The sequence below is a fragment of the Enterobacter sp. K16B genome, assembly GCF_020216105.1.
Lineage (GTDB): Bacteria > Pseudomonadota > Gammaproteobacteria > Enterobacterales > Enterobacteriaceae > Enterobacter > Enterobacter sichuanensis.
In genome coordinates, this window is the sequence record NZ_JAIWJZ010000024.1 from 1 (window position 1) to 16738 (window position 16738).

The 16738-nt window shown below is 56.9% G+C and carries 17 protein-coding genes; 9 read left to right on the top strand and 8 right to left on the bottom strand.

The features are described from left to right. The first annotated feature begins 80 nt into the window (after nucleotides 1-80). The 6 genes from LDK53_RS05765 to trmL all read left to right on the top strand — a co-directional run bounded on the left by LDK53_RS05765 (nucleotide 81) and on the right by trmL (nucleotide 6359). Entirely contained in the window at nucleotides 81-443 is a 363-nt protein-coding gene (locus LDK53_RS05765; protein ID WP_225284900.1) for a YibL family ribosome-associated protein, read from the top strand. Between the two features lie 271 nt (nucleotides 444-714). Then, nucleotides 715-2370 carry an L-lactate permease gene (gene lldP / locus LDK53_RS05770; protein WP_014882014.1) on the top strand — a complete coding sequence of 552 codons (1656 nt, stop codon included), beginning with the start codon at nucleotides 715-717 and terminating at the stop codon, nucleotides 2368-2370. Continuing rightward, entirely contained in the window at nucleotides 2367-3140 is a 774-nt protein-coding gene (gene lldR / locus LDK53_RS05775) for a transcriptional regulator LldR (RefSeq protein ID WP_025758422.1), read from the top strand. The genes lldP and lldR overlap by 4 nt, the downstream gene beginning before the upstream one ends. Then, nucleotides 3137-4324, top strand: coding sequence for an FMN-dependent L-lactate dehydrogenase LldD (gene lldD, locus LDK53_RS05780; protein ID WP_225284901.1), 1188 nt, complete (start codon nucleotides 3137-3139; stop codon nucleotides 4322-4324). Before lldR ends, lldD begins: the two co-directional genes overlap by 4 nt. Before the next feature lie 178 nt (nucleotides 4325-4502). Beyond that, the gene (locus LDK53_RS05785) at nucleotides 4503-5843 is read left to right on the top strand and encodes an MFS transporter (RefSeq protein WP_047957462.1); all 1341 of its coding nucleotides are present in this window, start codon (nucleotides 4503-4505) and stop codon (nucleotides 5841-5843) included. Between the two features lie 45 nt (nucleotides 5844-5888). Continuing rightward, on the top strand, nucleotides 5889-6359 hold the full coding sequence (gene trmL / locus LDK53_RS05790) for a tRNA (uridine(34)/cytosine(34)/5-carboxymethylaminomethyluridine(34)-2'-O)-methyltransferase TrmL (protein WP_025758428.1): 471 nt from the start codon (nucleotides 5889-5891) through the stop codon (nucleotides 6357-6359). 32 nt (nucleotides 6360-6391) lie between these two features. Here the strand turns inward: trmL and cysE are convergent, their stop codons facing one another. The 5 genes from cysE to LDK53_RS05815 form a co-directional block, all read right to left on the bottom strand. Further along, nucleotides 6392-7213, bottom strand: coding sequence for a serine O-acetyltransferase (gene cysE / locus LDK53_RS05795; RefSeq protein WP_008502718.1), 822 nt, complete (start codon nucleotides 7211-7213; stop codon nucleotides 6392-6394). A 75-nt stretch (nucleotides 7214-7288) separates the two neighbouring features. Next, nucleotides 7289-8308, bottom strand: a complete 1020-nt coding sequence (gene gpsA, locus LDK53_RS05800; RefSeq protein ID WP_025758430.1) for an NAD(P)H-dependent glycerol-3-phosphate dehydrogenase — start codon at nucleotides 8306-8308, stop codon at nucleotides 7289-7291. After that, nucleotides 8308-8775, bottom strand: coding sequence for a protein-export chaperone SecB (gene secB, locus LDK53_RS05805; protein ID WP_003860835.1), 468 nt, complete (start codon nucleotides 8773-8775; stop codon nucleotides 8308-8310). The genes gpsA and secB overlap by 1 nt, the downstream gene beginning before the upstream one ends. Nucleotides 8776-8807: 32 nt before the next feature. Next, the gene (gene grxC / locus LDK53_RS05810; protein ID WP_010426371.1) at nucleotides 8808-9059 is read right to left on the bottom strand and encodes a glutaredoxin 3; all 252 of its coding nucleotides are present in this window, start codon (nucleotides 9057-9059) and stop codon (nucleotides 8808-8810) included. Nucleotides 9060-9070: 11 nt separating this feature from the next. Continuing rightward, the gene (locus LDK53_RS05815) at nucleotides 9071-9502 is read right to left on the bottom strand and encodes a rhodanese-like domain-containing protein (protein WP_013094920.1); all 432 of its coding nucleotides are present in this window, start codon (nucleotides 9500-9502) and stop codon (nucleotides 9071-9073) included. A 247-nt stretch (nucleotides 9503-9749) separates the two neighbouring features. Here LDK53_RS05815 and gpmM point away from each other — a divergent pair, with 247 nt between their 5' ends. The 3 genes from gpmM to LDK53_RS05830 are packed head-to-tail and all read left to right on the top strand — an operon-like array spanning nucleotide 9750 to nucleotide 13523. After that, on the top strand, nucleotides 9750-11294 hold the full coding sequence (gene gpmM, locus LDK53_RS05820; RefSeq protein WP_225284902.1) for a 2,3-bisphosphoglycerate-independent phosphoglycerate mutase: 1545 nt from the start codon (nucleotides 9750-9752) through the stop codon (nucleotides 11292-11294). A 33-nt stretch (nucleotides 11295-11327) separates the two neighbouring features. Next, nucleotides 11328-12587 (top strand): murein hydrolase activator EnvC, encoded by a 1260-nt coding sequence (gene envC, locus LDK53_RS05825; protein WP_025758434.1) that lies wholly within the window; start codon nucleotides 11328-11330, stop codon nucleotides 12585-12587. Nucleotides 12588-12590: 3 nt separating this feature from the next. Beyond that, complete coding sequence (locus LDK53_RS05830; protein ID WP_045286242.1) at nucleotides 12591-13523, top strand: divergent polysaccharide deacetylase family protein; 933 nt, start codon at nucleotides 12591-12593, stop codon at nucleotides 13521-13523. Between the two features lie 11 nt (nucleotides 13524-13534). Here LDK53_RS05830 and LDK53_RS05835 read toward each other — a convergent pair whose 3' ends face one another. The 3 genes from LDK53_RS05835 to kbl all read right to left on the bottom strand — a co-directional run bounded on the left by LDK53_RS05835 (nucleotide 13535) and on the right by kbl (nucleotide 16708). Beyond that, nucleotides 13535-14335, bottom strand: a complete 801-nt coding sequence (locus tag LDK53_RS05835; RefSeq protein ID WP_225284908.1) for a glycosyltransferase family 2 protein — start codon at nucleotides 14333-14335, stop codon at nucleotides 13535-13537. A 141-nt stretch (nucleotides 14336-14476) separates the two neighbouring features. Further along, the gene (gene tdh, locus LDK53_RS05840; protein ID WP_021242426.1) at nucleotides 14477-15502 is read right to left on the bottom strand and encodes an L-threonine 3-dehydrogenase; all 1026 of its coding nucleotides are present in this window, start codon (nucleotides 15500-15502) and stop codon (nucleotides 14477-14479) included. A 9-nt stretch (nucleotides 15503-15511) separates the two neighbouring features. Beyond that, complete coding sequence (gene kbl / locus LDK53_RS05845; protein WP_025758439.1) at nucleotides 15512-16708, bottom strand: glycine C-acetyltransferase; 1197 nt, start codon at nucleotides 16706-16708, stop codon at nucleotides 15512-15514. Between the last annotated feature and the right edge of the window lie 30 nt (nucleotides 16709-16738).

A 16738-nucleotide genomic window follows, 5' to 3' on the forward strand; every position in this document is an offset into this window, starting at 1 on the left:
AAAAAAGGCGTTTCAGAAGTAAGCCTGCTCACATTGGTGTATCCTTCCCTGTAAATTCCCCGTTTTCAGAGTTATTTGTCATGAAAGAAGTCGAAAAGAACGAAATTAAACGCCTGAGCGACCGCCTGGATCTGATCCGCCACCAGATGGCTGGTCTCTCGCTGGTCGATTCCGCCGAGAAGTACGCCGAGCTTGAGAAAGAGACCGCGAAGCTGGAAGCGGAGATCGAGCGTCTGCGTGAAGTTAAAGGCCAGAAGCTGAGCAAAGAAGCGCAGAAGCTGATGAACATGCCGCACCGCCGCGCGATCACCAAAAAAGAGCAGGCCGACATGGGCAAGCTGAAAAAAAGCGTTCGTGGTCTGGTAGTGGTTCACCCGATGACCGAGCTTGGCCGCGAAATGGGCCTGAAAGAGATGACGGGTTTTTGTAAGACGACATTCTGATTTCATGCCGGGTGGCGCTGCGCTTACCCGGCCTACTCTTTTCCCCTTCGCGTGAATTGGTCCAACCAATAGCGCAATCAATCCTCCCCCGGTTCACAATTCCATCATTTTCGCTCACAAAACCATTGCTAGCTCATAACATCTGGTTAACCATTCATTGTCATTAACCCTACAACACAATATTGGCAGGACCACTTTTACACAGACTGTGACGCAGAGATGAGCGGAGACTCACCCGCAGCGCAGGCTGTCTGGTCCTCAGGAGACCTGCATGAGCCTCTGGCAACAAAACTACGACCCGGCCGGAAATATCTGGCTGTCGAGCCTGATCGCATCGCTGCCGATCCTGTTCTTCTTCTTTGCGCTGATTAAGCTCAAGCTGAAGGGCTACCTTGCCGCGACGTACACCGTCGCCATCGCGCTGCTGGTGGCGCTGTTCTTCTACAAAATGCCGGTCGATCGCGCCCTGGCCTCCGTCGTCTACGGTTTCTTCTACGGTCTGTGGCCGATTGCGTGGATCATCATCGCCGCGGTGTTTGTCTATAAAATCTCGGTGAAAACCGGGCAGTTTGACATTATCCGCTCGTCGATCCTCTCCATCACGCCGGACCAGCGCCTGCAGATGTTGATTGTCGGTTTCTCTTTTGGGGCGTTTCTTGAAGGGGCCGCTGGCTTCGGCGCACCGGTGGCGATCACCGCCGCGCTGCTGGTCGGGCTGGGCTTTAACCCTCTGTATGCCGCGGGACTGTGCCTGATTGTGAACACCGCGCCGGTGGCGTTTGGCGCAATGGGGATCCCGATTCTGGTCGCAGGCCAAGTGACCGGGCTGGACAGCTTTGAGATTGGCCAGATGGTTGGCCGCCAGCTGCCGTTCCTGACCATCATCGTCCTGTTCTGGATCATGGCGATTATGGATGGCTGGCGCGGCGTGAAAGAGACGTGGCCTGCGGTGATGGTCGCCGGCGGTTCGTTCGCTATTGCACAGTACCTCAGCTCCAACTTCCTCGGCCCGGAGCTGCCGGACATCATCTCTTCGCTGGTCTCGCTGGTCTGTCTGACGCTGTTCCTGAAGCGCTGGCAGCCGGTACGTATTTTCCGCTTCGCCGACATGGGCGCCTCACAGGTCGATCAAACCCTGGCGCGTACAGGCTATACCGCAGGCCAGGTCATCCGCGCATGGTCGCCGTTCCTGTTCCTGACTGCCACGGTGACGCTCTGGAGTATCCCGCCGTTTAAGGCCCTGTTTGCCCCAGGTGGCGCGCTGTATGACATGGTGATTAACATCTCTGTGCCGTTCCTCGATAAGATGGTCGCCCGTATGCCGCCGGTGGTGCACGCCGCCACGCCGTATGCCGCGGTCTATAAATTCGACTGGTTCTCCGCTACCGGCACGGCCATTCTGTTTGCCGCTATTCTTTCTGTTGTGTGGCTGCGCATGAAGCCTGCCGCTGCGGTGCAGACCTTTGCGGCGACCATTAAAGAATTGATGCTGCCGATCTACTCCATCGGCATGGTGCTGGCGTTCGCGTTTATCTCGAACTACTCCGGCCTGTCATCGACGCTGGCACTGGCGCTGGCGCATACCAGCCACGCATTTACCTTCTTCTCGCCGTTCCTCGGCTGGCTGGGGGTGTTCCTGACCGGTTCAGATACCTCGTCTAACGCCCTGTTCGCCGCCCTGCAGGCGACGGCCGCCCAGCAAATCGGCGTCTCAGACGTGCTGTTAGTGGCCGCGAATACCACCGGCGGCGTGACCGGGAAGATGATCTCTCCGCAGTCCATCGCCATTGCCTGTGCGGCGGTGGGACTGGTCGGTAAAGAGTCGGATCTGTTCCGCTTTACCGTGAAACACAGCCTGATATTTACCTGCATGGTCGGGGTGATTACCACCCTGCAGGCCTATGTCTTAACCTGGATGATCCCATGATAGTGATGCCCAGACGCCTGTCCGACGAGATTGCCTCTCGCGTGCGGGCGCTGATTGAAGAACAACAGCTGGAAGCGGGCATGAAATTGCCCGCCGAGCGCCAGCTCGCCGCCCAGCTTGGCGTATCACGCAACTCACTGCGTGAAGCGCTGGCCACGCTGGTCAGCGAAGGGGTACTGGTGAGCCGTCGCGGCGGCGGCACCTTTGTTCGCTGGCAGCATGACGACTGGTCCGAACAAAACATCGTGCAGCCGCTGAAAACGCTGATGGAGAACGACCCGGACTACAGCTTCGACATCCTTGAAGCGCGTCACGCCATCGAAACCAGTACCGCCTGGCACGCGGCCATGCGGGCAACCGACGCCGACAAAGAGAAGCTCAAAGCCTGCTTTGAGGCCACGCAAAGCAGCGACCCGGATATCGCCTCCCAGGCGGACGTGCGATTTCACCTGGCGATTGCCGAGGCGTCGCACAACGTGGTGCTGCTCCAGACCATGCGCGGTTTCTTCGACCTGCTGCAATCCTCCGTGAAGCAGAGCCGCCAGCGCATGTATCTGGTCCCGCCGGTGTTTGCCCAGCTCACTGAACAACACGAGGCGGTGCTCAACGCCATTCTGGCCGGTGATGCCGGGGCCGCGCGCAAAGCGATGATGGCGCATCTGGGCTTCGTGCACACCACCATTAAACGATTCGATGAAGACCAGGCCCGACAGGCGCGTATTACCCGTCTGCCTGGCGACAGTGATATTTCCAGGGAGAACAAAGCATGATTATTTCAGCAGCCAGTGACTACCGCGCCGCGGCGCAGCGCATTTTGCCCCCGTTCCTGTTCCACTATATCGATGGCGGGGCGTATGCCGAATATACCCTGCGTCGCAATGTGGAAGATCTTTCGGAGGTGGCTCTACGCCAGCGCGTGCTGAAAAATATGTCTGACCTGAGCCTTGAGACAAAACTGTTTAACGAGACGCTCGCCATGCCGGTGGCCCTTGCGCCCGTAGGCCTGTGCGGCATGTACGCCCGTCGCGGGGAAGTGCAGGCGGCCGCCGCGGCGGATGCCAAAGGCATTCCGTTTACCCTCTCTACCGTGTCCGTCTGCCCGATCGAAGAGGTGGCCCCAACCATCAAGCGCCCAATGTGGTTCCAGCTGTACGTCCTGCGCGATCGCGGCTTTATGCGAAACGCGCTGGAGCGCGCCAAAGCGGCGGGCTGCTCCACCCTGGTCTTTACCGTCGATATGCCAACACCCGGCGCGCGCTACCGTGATGCCCACTCCGGCATGAGCGGTCCGAACGCCGCCCTGCGCCGCTACTGGCAGGCTGTAACGCATCCGCAATGGGCCTGGGATGTTGGCCTCAACGGCCGTCCGCACGATCTGGGAAATATCTCGGCGTATCTGGGTAAACCGACCGGGCTGGAAGATTACATCGGCTGGCTGGCGAACAATTTCGATCCGTCCATCTCCTGGAAAGACCTGGAGTGGATCCGCGAATTCTGGGACGGCCCGATGGTGATCAAAGGGATCCTCGACCCGGAAGATGCCCGCGACGCGGTACGCTTTGGCGCAGACGGGATTGTGGTTTCTAACCACGGCGGACGCCAGCTTGACGGGGTGCTCTCTTCCGCGCGCGCCCTGCCGGCAATAGCCGATGCGGTGAAAGGCGATATTGCCATCCTGGCCGATAGCGGCATCCGCAACGGGCTGGACGTGGTGCGTATGATTGCGCTGGGTTCCGACAGCGTGCTGCTGGGTCGGGCATATCTGTATGCGCTGGCCACCAGCGGCCAGGCTGGCGTAGCAAATCTGCTTAACCTGATCGAAAAAGAGATGAAGGTGGCGATGACGCTGACCGGTGCGAAAACGATCGGCGAAATCAGTAAAGATTCTCTGGTGCAGGAGTTAAATAAATTACCGGCAGCGCTGGCTCCCCTTGCTCAGGGTAACGCCGCCTGACGCTTCCCCCCGTTGCCTTCCCTCACGCGTCCGATCCCCTCTCGGGCGCTTTTTTATGCCAAAAATAACATCCAGGTAACATATTGGATAAGAAAATTTGACATCCCCCTGCTGTCCGCAATTGTATAGACAAGCAAATACAAGAACACAAAAACAACATCACATCAGAGGGGTGCGTATGACGTATTCAGGTAAGGTGGATATTCAGCAGGTGATCGATGACAGCCGCTTTTCAGGATTTCACTGGCTTCTTATCGTGCTGGGTTTCCTGGTTCTGGCGATCGATGGTTTTGATACGGCGGCGATGGGCTACATTGCGCCTACGCTGTCGGCTGAATGGGGTATCCATAAACAGGATCTGGGGCCGGTGCTAAGTGCGGCGCTGCTGGGGCTGTCACTGGGCGCGCTGATCGCCGGTCCGGTGTCGGACAGAATGGGGCGTAAGCGCGTGCTGGTCTTTTCGTGTCTGTTCTTTGGTCTTGCAAGCCTGGGTGCCGCCTGGGCGCAAACCCTTAACACCCTGACGCTATGGCGGTTCCTGACGGGGCTGGGGCTGGGGGCGGCAATGCCTAACGCTATCACGCTTATCTCAGAATTTGCCCCTCAGCGCTGTCGCGCCATGGCGATTAACACCATGTACTGCGGTTTCCCTCTGGGCGCGGCGGGCGGCGGAGCGATCTCCTCCTGGCTGATTCCTCATCATGGCTGGCGGAGCGTACTGCTGACCGGCGCAATTGCCCCGCTGATGTTAACGCTGCTGCTGGCGCTGTTTTTGCCAGAGTCGGTGAAATTTCTGGTGCAGCGCGGGAAAGACGTGATGCAGATCCGCCGCATCGCCAGCCGGTTCGCCCGCAGCACGCTGGACGGCGTGACCGGCTTTTTCCTGCAGGAGGAACGGGTCGCCTCTAAAAAAGGGAGCGTGGCGCAGCTGTTTTCCATGCCCTGGCTACCCGGCACCCTGATGCTGTGGGTGACCTATTTTATGGGGCTGGTGATTTATTACGTCCTGCTGAGCTGGATGCCGACGCTGATGCAGGGGATGGGTTATGCTCTGACGGAATCCGCCTGGCTGACGTCACTGTTCACCTTTGGCGGTACCGCAGGCATTCTGCTCGCAGGCTGGATGATGGACCGCTGGGAAGCGCACAAAGTGGTCGCAGGAGGATTTGTCCTGACCATGGGGCTGATCCTGCTGCTTGGCCTTGAGCATAACCATATCGTCCTGTTTGGCGCCTTGATATTCCTGATGGGGATCGCGATGAACGGCGCGCAATCGGGTATGCAAACCCTGGCCGCCACCTTTTACCCCACCGAATGTCGCGCGACGGGCATCGCCTGGATGCAGGGGATCGGCCGTTTTGGCGGCGTGGCGGGCACCATGACCAGCGCGCAACTGCTTTCGCTGCAGTGGCAGGCAGACAGTATTTTAATGATCCTCAGCCTGCCCGCACTGGTCGCCGCGGGGGCCACCGTCTATAAAATGCTGCGCTGTCGCCTGCAGGAACCCGGCGTCGCGTAGTCCCTCTCTTTTCTGCTATTCTGCCCCCGCAATTAAGGGGGCAGTATGCTTAACATCGTTTTATTCGAACCAGAAATTCCGCCAAATACCGGCAATATTATTCGCCTGTGTGCCAACACCGGTTTTCGCCTGCATATCATTGAGCCGATGGGCTTTACGTGGGACGACAAACGTCTGCGCCGCGCAGGGCTGGATTATCATGAATTTACCGCCGTGGTGCGCCACCCTGATTACGCCGCGTTTCTGGAAAGCGAAAAGCCGCAGCGCATGTTCGCCCTGACCACTAAAGGGACGCCCGCACACAGCGCCGTGAGCTATCAGGAGGGTGACTATCTGATGTTTGGCCCGGAAACGCGCGGCCTGCCCGCCACAATCCTTGATGCCCTGCCCGCTGAGCAGAAAATCCGTATTCCGATGATGCCGGACAGCCGCAGCATGAACCTGTCGAACGCGGTGTCGGTGGTGGTCTATGAAGCATGGCGCCAGCTTGGGTATCCGGGCGCCATTCTAAGGTAGGCCCGGTAAGCGCAGCGCCACCGGGCAAAATCTCAGATGCCGTCACCGTACTCGAAGGTATGGTGAATGCCGTTGAAGTGCTGGTCCATATCCATGGACGGTTTATCGCTGTCGGGTTTGCCGACGATGCGCGCCGGCACGCCAGCGGCGGTGGTGTGCGGCGGCACAGGCTGCAGCACGACAGACCCCGCGCCAATTTTCGCGCCGCGCCCCACTTCAATATTTCCGAGGATCTTGGCGCCCGCGCCAATCATCACCCCTTCACGAATTTTCGGATGGCGATCGCCGCTGGTTTTACCGGTACCGCCCAGAGTAACCGACTGCAGGATCGAGACGTCATCTTCAATGACCGCCGTTTCACCGACAACAATGCCGGTGGCATGGTCGAGCATGATCCCGCGGCCAATTTTCGCGGCCGGGTGAATATCCACCTGGAAGGTTACGGAAACCTGGTTTTGCAGGAAAATAGCCAGCGCGCGGCGGCCTTCATTCCATAACCAGTGGCCGATGCGGTAAGCCTGCAGGGCATGGAAGCCTTTCAGGTACAGCAGCGGCGTAGAATATTTGTCGACGGCAGGGTCACGGGTGCGCACGGCCTGGATATCGCAGGCGGCAGAGGCGATCATCTCCGGGTCAGCGGCGTAAGCTTCTTCCACCACTTCACGAATGGCGATGGCGGGCATGATCGAGGATGCCAGCTTGTTGGCAAGCATATAGCTCAGGGCGCTGCCGAGGTTTTCGTGCTTGAGTAACGTTGCATGGTAGAAACTGGCCAGCATCGGCTCACAGTCGGCCAACGCCCGGGCTTCGGCTTTAATATTATTCCAGACGATATCCAGTTCTTCACACGGCATTGCTAACTCCAGACGATAGTATAATGACCAGCCAGTTCTGCGCTGGCTGGGTCATTCAGGTGATAACGGTTCCGACTAGTTACTGCTGCGCTCGTCCTTGCGCGCACGACCTAATAAGGTCAATGCTGCCTCGCGCGCATTTTTTCCGCAATACAATACCTGATAAATTTCCTCGGTTATTGGCATTTCGACACCAAACCGGTGCGCCAATTCGCGAACTTCTTTGGTATTGCGGTAGCCTTCAACCACCTGACCAATCTTCTCCTGCGCGGCTTTCACATCGCTGCCCTGTCCGAGCATCATGCCAAAGCGGCGGTTACGGGACTGATTGTCGGTACAGGTCAACACCAGATCGCCTAAGCCCGCCATCCCCATAAAGGTGGCCGGATCGGCACCCAGCGCTTCGCCAAGGCGGGACATCTCGGTTAAGCCGCGGGTGATCAGCGCCGTACGTGCGTTGGCACCGAAACCAATGCCGTCGGACATGCCGGCACCAATCGCAATCACATTCTTCACCGCCCCACCCAGCTGTACGCCGATAAAATCGGGGTTGCTGTAGACGCGGAAGCTCTTGCCGCAGTGCAGCAGCTGTTGCAGATCGTCGGAGAAGGTCTGATCGGTTGATGCCAGCGAAATCGCCGTTGGCAGGCCAGCGGCCAGCTCTTTGGCAAAGGTCGGGCCCGAAATCACCGCCAGCGGGATGTCATCACCCAGCGCTTCACGGGCAACATCCTGCAGAAGGCGTCCGGTTTCGGCTTCCAGCCCTTTCGTCGCCCACACAATGCGTGCATCCGGGCGCATCAGCGGCTTAATCTGACGCAGCACCTCACCGAATACATGGCTCGGGACGACAATCAGAATGTTGCGGCTGGCCGCCAGCGCGGTCGCAAGGTCGCTTTCCAGGTGCAGGGAGTCAGGGAACGGAACGTCCGGGAGAAACGCCACGTTGCAGCGGTCGCGCTGCAGCGTCGCGATATGTTTTGGGTCGTGGCCCCACAGGACCACCTCGTGACCATTTCTTGCCAGCGTGATGGCAAGAGCGGTGCCGTATGAGCCGGCACCGATCACAGTCATTGACGCATTAACAGTGCTCATCAGGCATCCTGATGTTGTTCAGCACCTTCGCCAGCCTGCTGCTGCAGATAGTTCATGAACAGCGCATCAAAGTTAACTGGCGCAAGGTTCAGTTGCGGGAATGTACCGCGAGAAACCAGGCTGGTGATGCATTCACGCGCATACGGGAACAGAATGTTCGGGCAGTATGCACCCAGGCAATGCGCCATCTGGTTACCTTCGATACCACCGATGGAGAAGATCCCCCCCTGCTGTACTTCACACAGGAAAGCCGTCTCTTCGCCCAGAGAGGCGGTCACGGTCACACGCAGTACGACTTCATACACGTCATCAGCCAGCTGGGTTGATGCGGTATCCAGATCAAGTTTAACCTCTGGCTGCCAGTCTTTCTGGAAAACGTGCGGCGCATTTGGCGCTTCGAAAGAGACATCCTTGGTGTAGATACGCTGGATCTGGAAAGTCATTTCGGTGTTGTTTTGTTCTGACATGGAAAAACCCTTTTTAATTGTCCTAAAGTCTCTTAGCTCAGCAGGGGATCGAGTCCACCACGGGCGTCGAGCGCATACAAGTCATCACAGCCGCCAATGTGCTGCGCATCAATAAAAATCTGCGGAACCGTTGTGCGACCACTACGTTGAATCATCTCTTCGCGTTTAATCGCGTCACCGTCGATAGGCAGTTCCTGGAACGTGACGCCTTTGCTGTTCAGCAGCGCTTTCGCACGATGGCAGAACGGGCAGGTCGCTTTGGTGTAGATCTCAATATTGGCCATCACTGAACTCCTTATTTACCGCGCACCAAAGGAAGGTTTTCCCCGCTCCAGCCGGAAATGCCTTCTTTCAGCACAGATACGTTTTCGAAGCCTGCTTTATGCAGCAGGCTGGCGGATTCCTGCGCCTGCATGCCGGTACCGTCAACAACGATAATCGGCTGGGCTTTATGCTTCTCAAGCTCGCCCACGTTATTCGCTTTGATTTCAGCAGGCAGCAGGTTAATCGCACCTGCAATGTGCCCTTTACGGAAATCGTCACGCTGACGCAGATCGACTACGACGGCATCTTCTTTGTTAATCAGACGCGTCGCTTCACCACGGGTGATAACCTTAATCTTAGACGTCAGACCCTTAAATGTGGTGAACAGCACAGCGGCCAGCAGGCCAATCCACGCGATGCTCAGAACCGGATGGCGGCTAACGAATTGCATAATTTCTTGCATGGAGGGTAACTACTCCCGACTTAGTGATTAAAAAAACCAGGACAGGAGTATACCTGTGCGTTGTGGCAAATACAGCCAGCGACCCTAACCTAATCCATTTTCTGCGGCATGCCACCTAAAAAAATGCCTCAAAATGGTCTGAGAAGCACCTTGCCCTTACGCTTTCTTTGATCTTCTGCGGCTATTTGATCGATTCAGCTGTAGTAAAATTACGCAAATTTTGACTCTTGAGCATGAGGTTGTCGCAATGTCGGTTTCTAAAAAACCTATGGTACTGGTGATTCTGGATGGCTATGGCTACCGTGAAGACAGCCAGGATAACGCTATTTTCACCGCCAAAACCCCCGTCATGGATGCGCTGTGGGCAAAACGTCCACATACGCTGATTGACGCGTCTGGCCTGGAAGTGGGCCTGCCGGACCGGCAGATGGGCAACTCCGAAGTGGGTCACGTTAACCTGGGCGCCGGACGTATTGTGTATCAGGACCTGACGCGTCTGGACGTTGAAATCAAAGAACGCACCTTCTTCTCCAACCCAACGCTGTGCGATGCCGTCGATAACGCCGTTGCCGCTGGCAAGGCCGTACATATCATGGGTCTGCTCTCTGCAGGCGGCGTTCACAGTCATGAAGATCACATCATGGCGATGGTTGAACTGGCCGCTGAGCGCGGTGCGGAAAAAATCTATCTGCACGCCTTCCTGGATGGCCGCGATACGCCACCACGCAGCGCAAAAGGCTCCCTGAAAGCCTTCGAAGACAAATTCGCCGCGCTGGGTAAAGGCCGCGTGGCCTCCATTATCGGTCGTTACTACGCCATGGACCGTGACAACCGCTGGGATCGCGTGGAACAGGCCTATGACCTGATGACCCTGACAAAAGGTGAATTCCAGTTCGCGACCGCCGTTGAAGCGCTGGAAGCCGCTTACGCGCGTGATGAAAACGACGAATTCGTGAAAGCATCCGTGATTCGTGCTGAAGGCCAGGCAGATGCCGCGATGGAAGATGGCGACGCGCTGATCTTCATGAACTTCCGTGCTGACCGTGCGCGTGAAATTACCCGTGCGTTTGTCAACAGCGACTTCGACGGGTTTGCCCGTAAGAAAGTGATGAACATTAACTTCATCCAGCTGACCGAATATGCCGCTGATATCAAAGCTCCATGCGCATATCCACCCGCTTCACTGGCGAATACCTTCGGTGAGTGGATGGCGAAGAATGATAAGACGCAGCTGCGTATTTCCGAAACCGAGAAGTATGCGCACGTCACCTTCTTCTTTAACGGCGGTGTTGAAGAGCCGTTCCCTGGCGAAGAGCGCATTCTGATTAATTCCCCGAAAGTCGCCACCTACGATCTGCAGCCAGAGATGAGCTCTGCTGAGCTGACCGAAAAACTGGTGGCGGCAATCGTTAGCGGCAAGTACGACACCATCATCTGTAACTATCCGAATGGCGACATGGTGGGTCATACCGGGGTGATGGAAGCGGCAGTAAAAGCAGTTGAAGCGCTGGACCACTGCGTTGAGCAGGTCGCGAAAGCGGTTGAATCCGTTGGCGGCCAGCTGCTGATCACCGCGGATCACGGTAACGCTGAACAGATGCGCGACCCGGCAACTGGCCAGGCGCACACGGCTCACACCAACCTGCCCGTTCCGCTGATTTATGTCGGTGATAAATCACTGAAAGCAGTGGAAGGCGGCAAGCTTTCTGACATCGCGCCAACCATGTTGTCGCTGATGGGGATGCCGATCCCTGAAGAGATGACTGGTAAGCCGCTGTTCATCGTGGAATAATCGCTCCCCATGAGGGGAAAGGCGATTTTTTCAATCACATGGGTCGTGAAGCCGCTTAGGTTATCAGTCAGACCTCTGTTTTACGCCAGCGCACTCAGCGCTGGCGTATTGCTGTGCGCCGCATCCGCCCACGCGGATGACCGCGACCAGCTAAAATCCATTCAGGCCGATATCGCCGCCAAAGAGCGTGCGGTACGCCAGCAGCAGCAGCAGCGCGCCGCCCTGCTCGCCCAGCTTAAGCAGCAGGAAGAGGCCATCTCTGCCGCCACGCGTAAACTCCGTGAAACGCAAAACACCCTCGCCCAGTTGAATAAGCAGATCGACGAGATGAACGCGTCGATTGCCAGACTGGAGCGGCAACGCGATGCGCAGGAGCGCAACCTTGCCGCACAGCTTGATGCCGCATTCCGCCAGGGTGAACACACCGGTCTGCAACTGATCCTCAGCGGTGAAGAGAGCCAGCGCGGCCAGCGCCTGCAGGCCTATTTCGGCTACCTGAACCAGGCGCGTCAGGAGACTATCGCGCAGCTGAAGCAGACGCGCGAAGAGGTCACCACGCAAAAAGCCGAGCTGGAAGAGAAGCAGACCCAGCAGCAGACGCTGCTCTACGATCAGCAGGCCCAGCAGGCAAAACTTGAGCAGGCCCGCAACGAGCGTAAGAAAACCCTTTCCGGCCTTGAATCTTCCATTCAGGAAGGTCAGAGCCAGCTGAGCGAAATGCGCGCCAACGAATCAAAACTGCGTAATAGCATCGCCCGTGCGGAAGCCGCGGCAAAAGCGCGCGCTGAAAAAGAGGCCCGCGAGGCGCAGGCCGTTCGCGACAAACAGCAGGAAGCGTCCCGTAAAGGGACGACCTACAAGCCAAGCGAAAGCGAACGTTCCCTGATGTCACGTACCGGCGGCCTGGGCTCGCCTCGCGGTCAGGCTTACTGGCCCGTTCGTGGTTCAATTCTGCATCGCTATGGCGAACAGCTGCAGGGTGAGCTACGTTGGAAAGGGATAGTTATCGGTGCGTCTGAAGGTAGCGAAGTGAAAGCCATCGCTGATGGCCGCGTGATTCTGGCCGACTGGCTGCAGGGTTACGGGCTGGTGGTCGTGGTCGAACACGGTAAAGGCGATATGAGTCTTTACGGCTACAACCAGAGCGCGCTGGTCAGCGTCGGCACACAGGTGCGCGCGGGCCAACCCATCGCCCTTGTGGGCAGCAGTGGCGGTCAGGGCCGCCCGTCACTCTATTTCGAAATTCGTCGTCAGGGTCAGGCGGTCAATCCACAGCCGTGGTTGGGAAGATAAGTTTTGCTTCAATTTCGTCGCATTGTTCTCTCCGTCGTCAGCGCACTGGCGCTGGCTGCACCGGTATATGCAGGTAAACTCGCCATTGTGATTGATGACTTCGGTTATCGTCCACATTATGAAAATCAGGTGCTGGCGATGCCGTCAGCCATCTCTGTCGCCGTCCTTCCGAATGCGCCCCACGCGCGTGAGATGGCGACTAAAGCCCATAACGCCGGGCATCAGGTTCTCATCCATCTGCCGATGGCACCGCTCAGCAAGCAGCCGCTGGAAAAAGACACCCTGCGCCCGGATATGAGCAGCGATGAGATCGAGCGCATCATCCGCGACGCATACAACAAAGTGCCGTATGCCGTAGGGTTGAACAACCATATGGGTAGCGCGATGACCTCGAGCCTGTACGGGATGCTTAAAGTGATGCAGGCGCTGGAGCGCTACAACCTCTATTTCCTCGACAGCATGACCATCGGCAACAGTCAGGCGATGCGTGCCGCACAGGGAACGGGCGTCAAAGTCATTAAGCGTAAAGTGTTCCTGGATGATACCCAGAACGAAGCCGATATCCGCGTGCAGTTTAATCGCGCGGTACAGCTGGCCCGCCGCAATGGCTCGGCCATCGCCATCGGTCACCCGCACCCGTCTACCGTTCGCGTTTTGCAACAAATGCTGCCGACGTTACCTTCTGATATCACGCTGGTGCGCCCGAGCGATCTGCTGAACGAGCCGCAGGTGGATACCTCTACGCCGAATTCTGCACAGCCCGCGCCGACAGCGCCACGTAATCCGTTCCGCGGCGTGAAGCGCTGCGTGCTGAAGCAGCCACCAGAACCGGTTTACGCGACTCGCTTCTTCTCTGTCATTGGTGACAGCATCAGCAACAGTACGCTGGTGAAATACGTCCAGCAGCAGTGGCAGGGATGGGGAAAAAAAGCGTGATTGCCTGACGCTTATTTTGCCGTCTGAGAGTCCGTATGCTCTTTCGCAACGGGCTCTTTTTTCTCCTGATGCTGATACCAGGATTTGAAATACTTCAAAAAGCTGTAAGCGGTGGCATAGAGTCCTGTCACCACGCCGACTTTGCCCTGACGCCAGGCTCCGCTAAACAGATACCATTTGAAAAACGCCCCGATCGCACTGATTATGCCGCGTCCAATTGAGGGCCGGACAGGCTGGTATTTCACCAGACGGGTGGTGTAACTGTTCAGCTTGTTGAACACTTCATGCAGGTTATAAAACGTGTCGTGGCGCACCCGTCCCGGCATTTTTACTGCAATAACCTTACCTTCAACTTTGTCGTCCACCGGACGGTGGTTAAAACGGGCCTGGGTACGATTAAACAACCGTACCGGGAAATCGGGAGAGGAGACGGGGTAAATGGTGCGTACCTCTTCACCCAGCACATGCCAGTATCGGGCGATGCGCCAGGCGCGATCGGCGGAAGGTTCATCCCCGGCTTTCAGTGCCAGAATAAAATCGACCGTTTCGGCATCCAGGATCTCATCACTGTCCATACACAACACCCAGTCATTGCTCGCCAGATCAACGGCATAATTCATCTGCGCGCCGTGCATGGCATAGGGGTGATGGTGGATAGAAAGTCCATATTCGCGACAAATATCCAGCGTGGTATCCGTGCTGCCGGAGTCCACAACGACAATTTCATCTGCCACCATTAACAGTGGAGGGATAACCTCGCGCAATAAACGCGCAGAATTACAGGTCAATAAACAAACGGTGAGCTTGAACATAGGCACTGTAAAGGTAAACGGATAATCAACAAACTTTATAAGTGTGTGGGTAAAAAAGCGAAGAAAAAATCAAAATATTCTGATTGCGGATGTCAGAAACGTGAAGAGGGCATAAAAAAGCGCCCGAAGGCGCTTTCTCTGTTAATCCCAGCTCAAGATCACTTTCCCGGACTGACCGGAACGCATTGCGTCAAAGCCCTGCTGGAACTCATCAATGGAGAATCGATGAGTGATAATCGGGGACAGATCCAGACCAGACTGGATCAGCGCCGCCATCTTGTACCAGGTTTCAAACATCTCACGGCCATAGATGCCTTTGATGAACAGCCCTTTGAAGATGACTTTGTTCCAGTCGATAGACATATCCGACGGCGGAATACCCAGCATCGCGATGCGGCCACCGTGGTTCATGGTATCCAGCATCGTGCGGAACGCCGGTGGCGCACCGGACATCTCCAGACCCACGTCAAAGCCTTCGGTCATGCCCAGCTCTTCCATCACGTCGGTCAGGCTCTCTTTCGAGACATCCACCGCGCGGGTCACGCCCATTTTGCGCGCCAGCGACAGACGATATTCATTCACGTCAGTAATCACGACATTACGTGCCCCAACGTGCTTCGCCACCGCCGCGGCCATAATGCCGATTGGGCCCGCGCCGGAGACCAGCACGTCCTCACCAACCAGATCGAAGGAGAGCGCGGTGTGTACCGCGTTACCGAACGGGTCGAAGATGGAGGCCAGATCGTCAGAAATGTTGTCCGGAATTTTGAACGCGTTAAAAGCCGGGATCACCAGGTATTCTGCGAAACAGCCCGGACGGTTCACGCCCACGCCGATGGTATTACGGCACAGATGGGTACGTCCGCCGCGGCAGTTACGGCAGTGACCACAGGTGATATGGCCTTCACCGGAGACACGGTCACCGATTTTGAAGCCTTTTACTTCCTGGCCGATACCCACCACTTCGCCAACATATTCATGGCCGACAACCATCGGTACCGGAATGGTTTTCTGTGACCACTGGTCCCAGTTATAGATGTGAACGTCAGTACCGCAGATAGCCGTTTTACGAATTTTGATCAGCAGATCGTTATGACCGACTTCCGGTTCCGGCACGTCGGTCATCCAAATCCCTTCTTCCGCTTTCAGTTTGGATAACGCTTTCATCTTACGTCCTCAGGCAATGACGCCCAGCTGTTTGCCGATGCGGGTGAAGGCTTCCACCGCACGTTCAATTTGTTCAGGCGTATGCGCCGCAGACATCTGGGTGCGGATACGCGCCTGACCTTTTGGCACCACCGGGAAGAAGAACCCGGTGACGTAAATCCCTTCTTTTTGCAGTTCACGGGCAAAGTTCTGCGCGATGACCGCATCGCCCAGCATGACCGGAATGATCGCGTGGTCAGCACCGGCAAGCGTAAAGCCTGCTGCGCTCATCTTTTCGCGGAACAGACGAGCGTTGGACCACAGGCGATCGCGCAGTTCGGCTCCGGATTCCACCATCTCCAGCACTTTGATGGAGGCAGACACAATGGCCGGCGCCAGGGAGTTGGAGAACAGATACGGACGGGAGCGCTGACGCAGCCACTCAACCACCTCTTTACGCGCAGCGGTATAACCGCCGGACGCGCCGCCGAGCGCTTTGCCCAGCGTACCGGTGATGATGTCCACGCGACCCATCACGTCGCAATATTCGTGGGAGCCACGGCCGTTTTCACCGACAAAACCGACCGCGTGAGAGTCATCGACCATCACCAGCGCGTCATATTTATCCGCCAGGTCACACACGCCCTTCAGGTTGGCGATCACACCGTCCATCGAGAACACGCCGTCGGTGGCGATCAGCACATGACGAGCGCCCGCTTCGCGCGCCTCTTTCAGGCGCGCTTCCAGCTCAACCATATCGTTATTGGCATAGCGGTAGCGCTTCGCTTTGCACAGGCGCACACCGTCAATGATGGACGCGTGGTTCAGGGCGTCGGAGATAATGGCATCTTCTGCGCCAAGCAGGGTCTCAAACAGACCGCCGTTAGCGTCGAAGCAGGAGGAGTACAGAATGGCGTCTTCCATACCTAAGAAGTTCGCCAGCTTTTTCTCAAGCTGCTTGTGGCTATCCTGGGTACCGCAGATAAAGCGTACGGAAGCCATGCCGAAACCGTGAGTATCCATGCCGTTTTTCGCCGCGGCAATCAGCTCAGGGTGATTCGCAAGACCTAAGTAGTTGTTCGCACAAAAGTTGATCACATGGCTGCCATCGGCAACGGTGATGTCCGCCTGCTGGGCAGACGTGATAATACGCTCTTCCTTGAACAACCCTTCCGCACGTGCGGTGTCGAGGTCGCTGTTTAACTGTTTGTAAAAATCACCACGCATTGCAATTCTCCAGACTCGGCAAATTTCGGG

What these genes read in the sequence shown, in the direction of transcription:
- LDK53_RS05835 (WP_225284908.1), bottom strand. Translation starts at nt 14,335, where the DNA reads ATGTTCAAGCTCACCGTTTGTTTATTGACCTGTAATTCTGCGCGTTTA.
- LDK53_RS05765 (WP_225284900.1), top strand. Translation starts at nt 81, where the DNA reads ATGAAAGAAGTCGAAAAGAACGAAATTAAACGCCTGAGCGACCGCCTG.
- LDK53_RS05785 (WP_047957462.1), top strand. Translation starts at nt 4,503, where the DNA reads ATGACGTATTCAGGTAAGGTGGATATTCAGCAGGTGATCGATGACAGC.
- trmL (WP_025758428.1), top strand. Translation starts at nt 5,889, where the DNA reads ATGCTTAACATCGTTTTATTCGAACCAGAAATTCCGCCAAATACCGGC.
- kbl (WP_025758439.1), bottom strand. Translation starts at nt 16,708, where the DNA reads ATGCGTGGTGATTTTTACAAACAGTTAAACAGCGACCTCGACACCGCA.
- tdh (WP_021242426.1), bottom strand. Translation starts at nt 15,502, where the DNA reads ATGAAAGCGTTATCCAAACTGAAAGCGGAAGAAGGGATTTGGATGACC.
- gpsA (WP_025758430.1), bottom strand. Translation starts at nt 8,308, where the DNA reads ATGAGCACTGTTAATGCGTCAATGACTGTGATCGGTGCCGGCTCATAC.
- grxC (WP_010426371.1), bottom strand. Translation starts at nt 9,059, where the DNA reads ATGGCCAATATTGAGATCTACACCAAAGCGACCTGCCCGTTCTGCCAT.
- cysE (WP_008502718.1), bottom strand. Translation starts at nt 7,213, where the DNA reads ATGCCGTGTGAAGAACTGGATATCGTCTGGAATAATATTAAAGCCGAA.
- lldR (WP_025758422.1), top strand. Translation starts at nt 2,367, where the DNA reads ATGATAGTGATGCCCAGACGCCTGTCCGACGAGATTGCCTCTCGCGTG.
- LDK53_RS05815 (WP_013094920.1), bottom strand. Translation starts at nt 9,502, where the DNA reads ATGCAAGAAATTATGCAATTCGTTAGCCGCCATCCGGTTCTGAGCATC.
- gpmM (WP_225284902.1), top strand. Translation starts at nt 9,750, where the DNA reads ATGTCGGTTTCTAAAAAACCTATGGTACTGGTGATTCTGGATGGCTAT.
- lldP (WP_014882014.1), top strand. Translation starts at nt 715, where the DNA reads ATGAGCCTCTGGCAACAAAACTACGACCCGGCCGGAAATATCTGGCTG.
- secB (WP_003860835.1), bottom strand. Translation starts at nt 8,775, where the DNA reads ATGTCAGAACAAAACAACACCGAAATGACTTTCCAGATCCAGCGTATC.
- lldD (WP_225284901.1), top strand. Translation starts at nt 3,137, where the DNA reads ATGATTATTTCAGCAGCCAGTGACTACCGCGCCGCGGCGCAGCGCATT.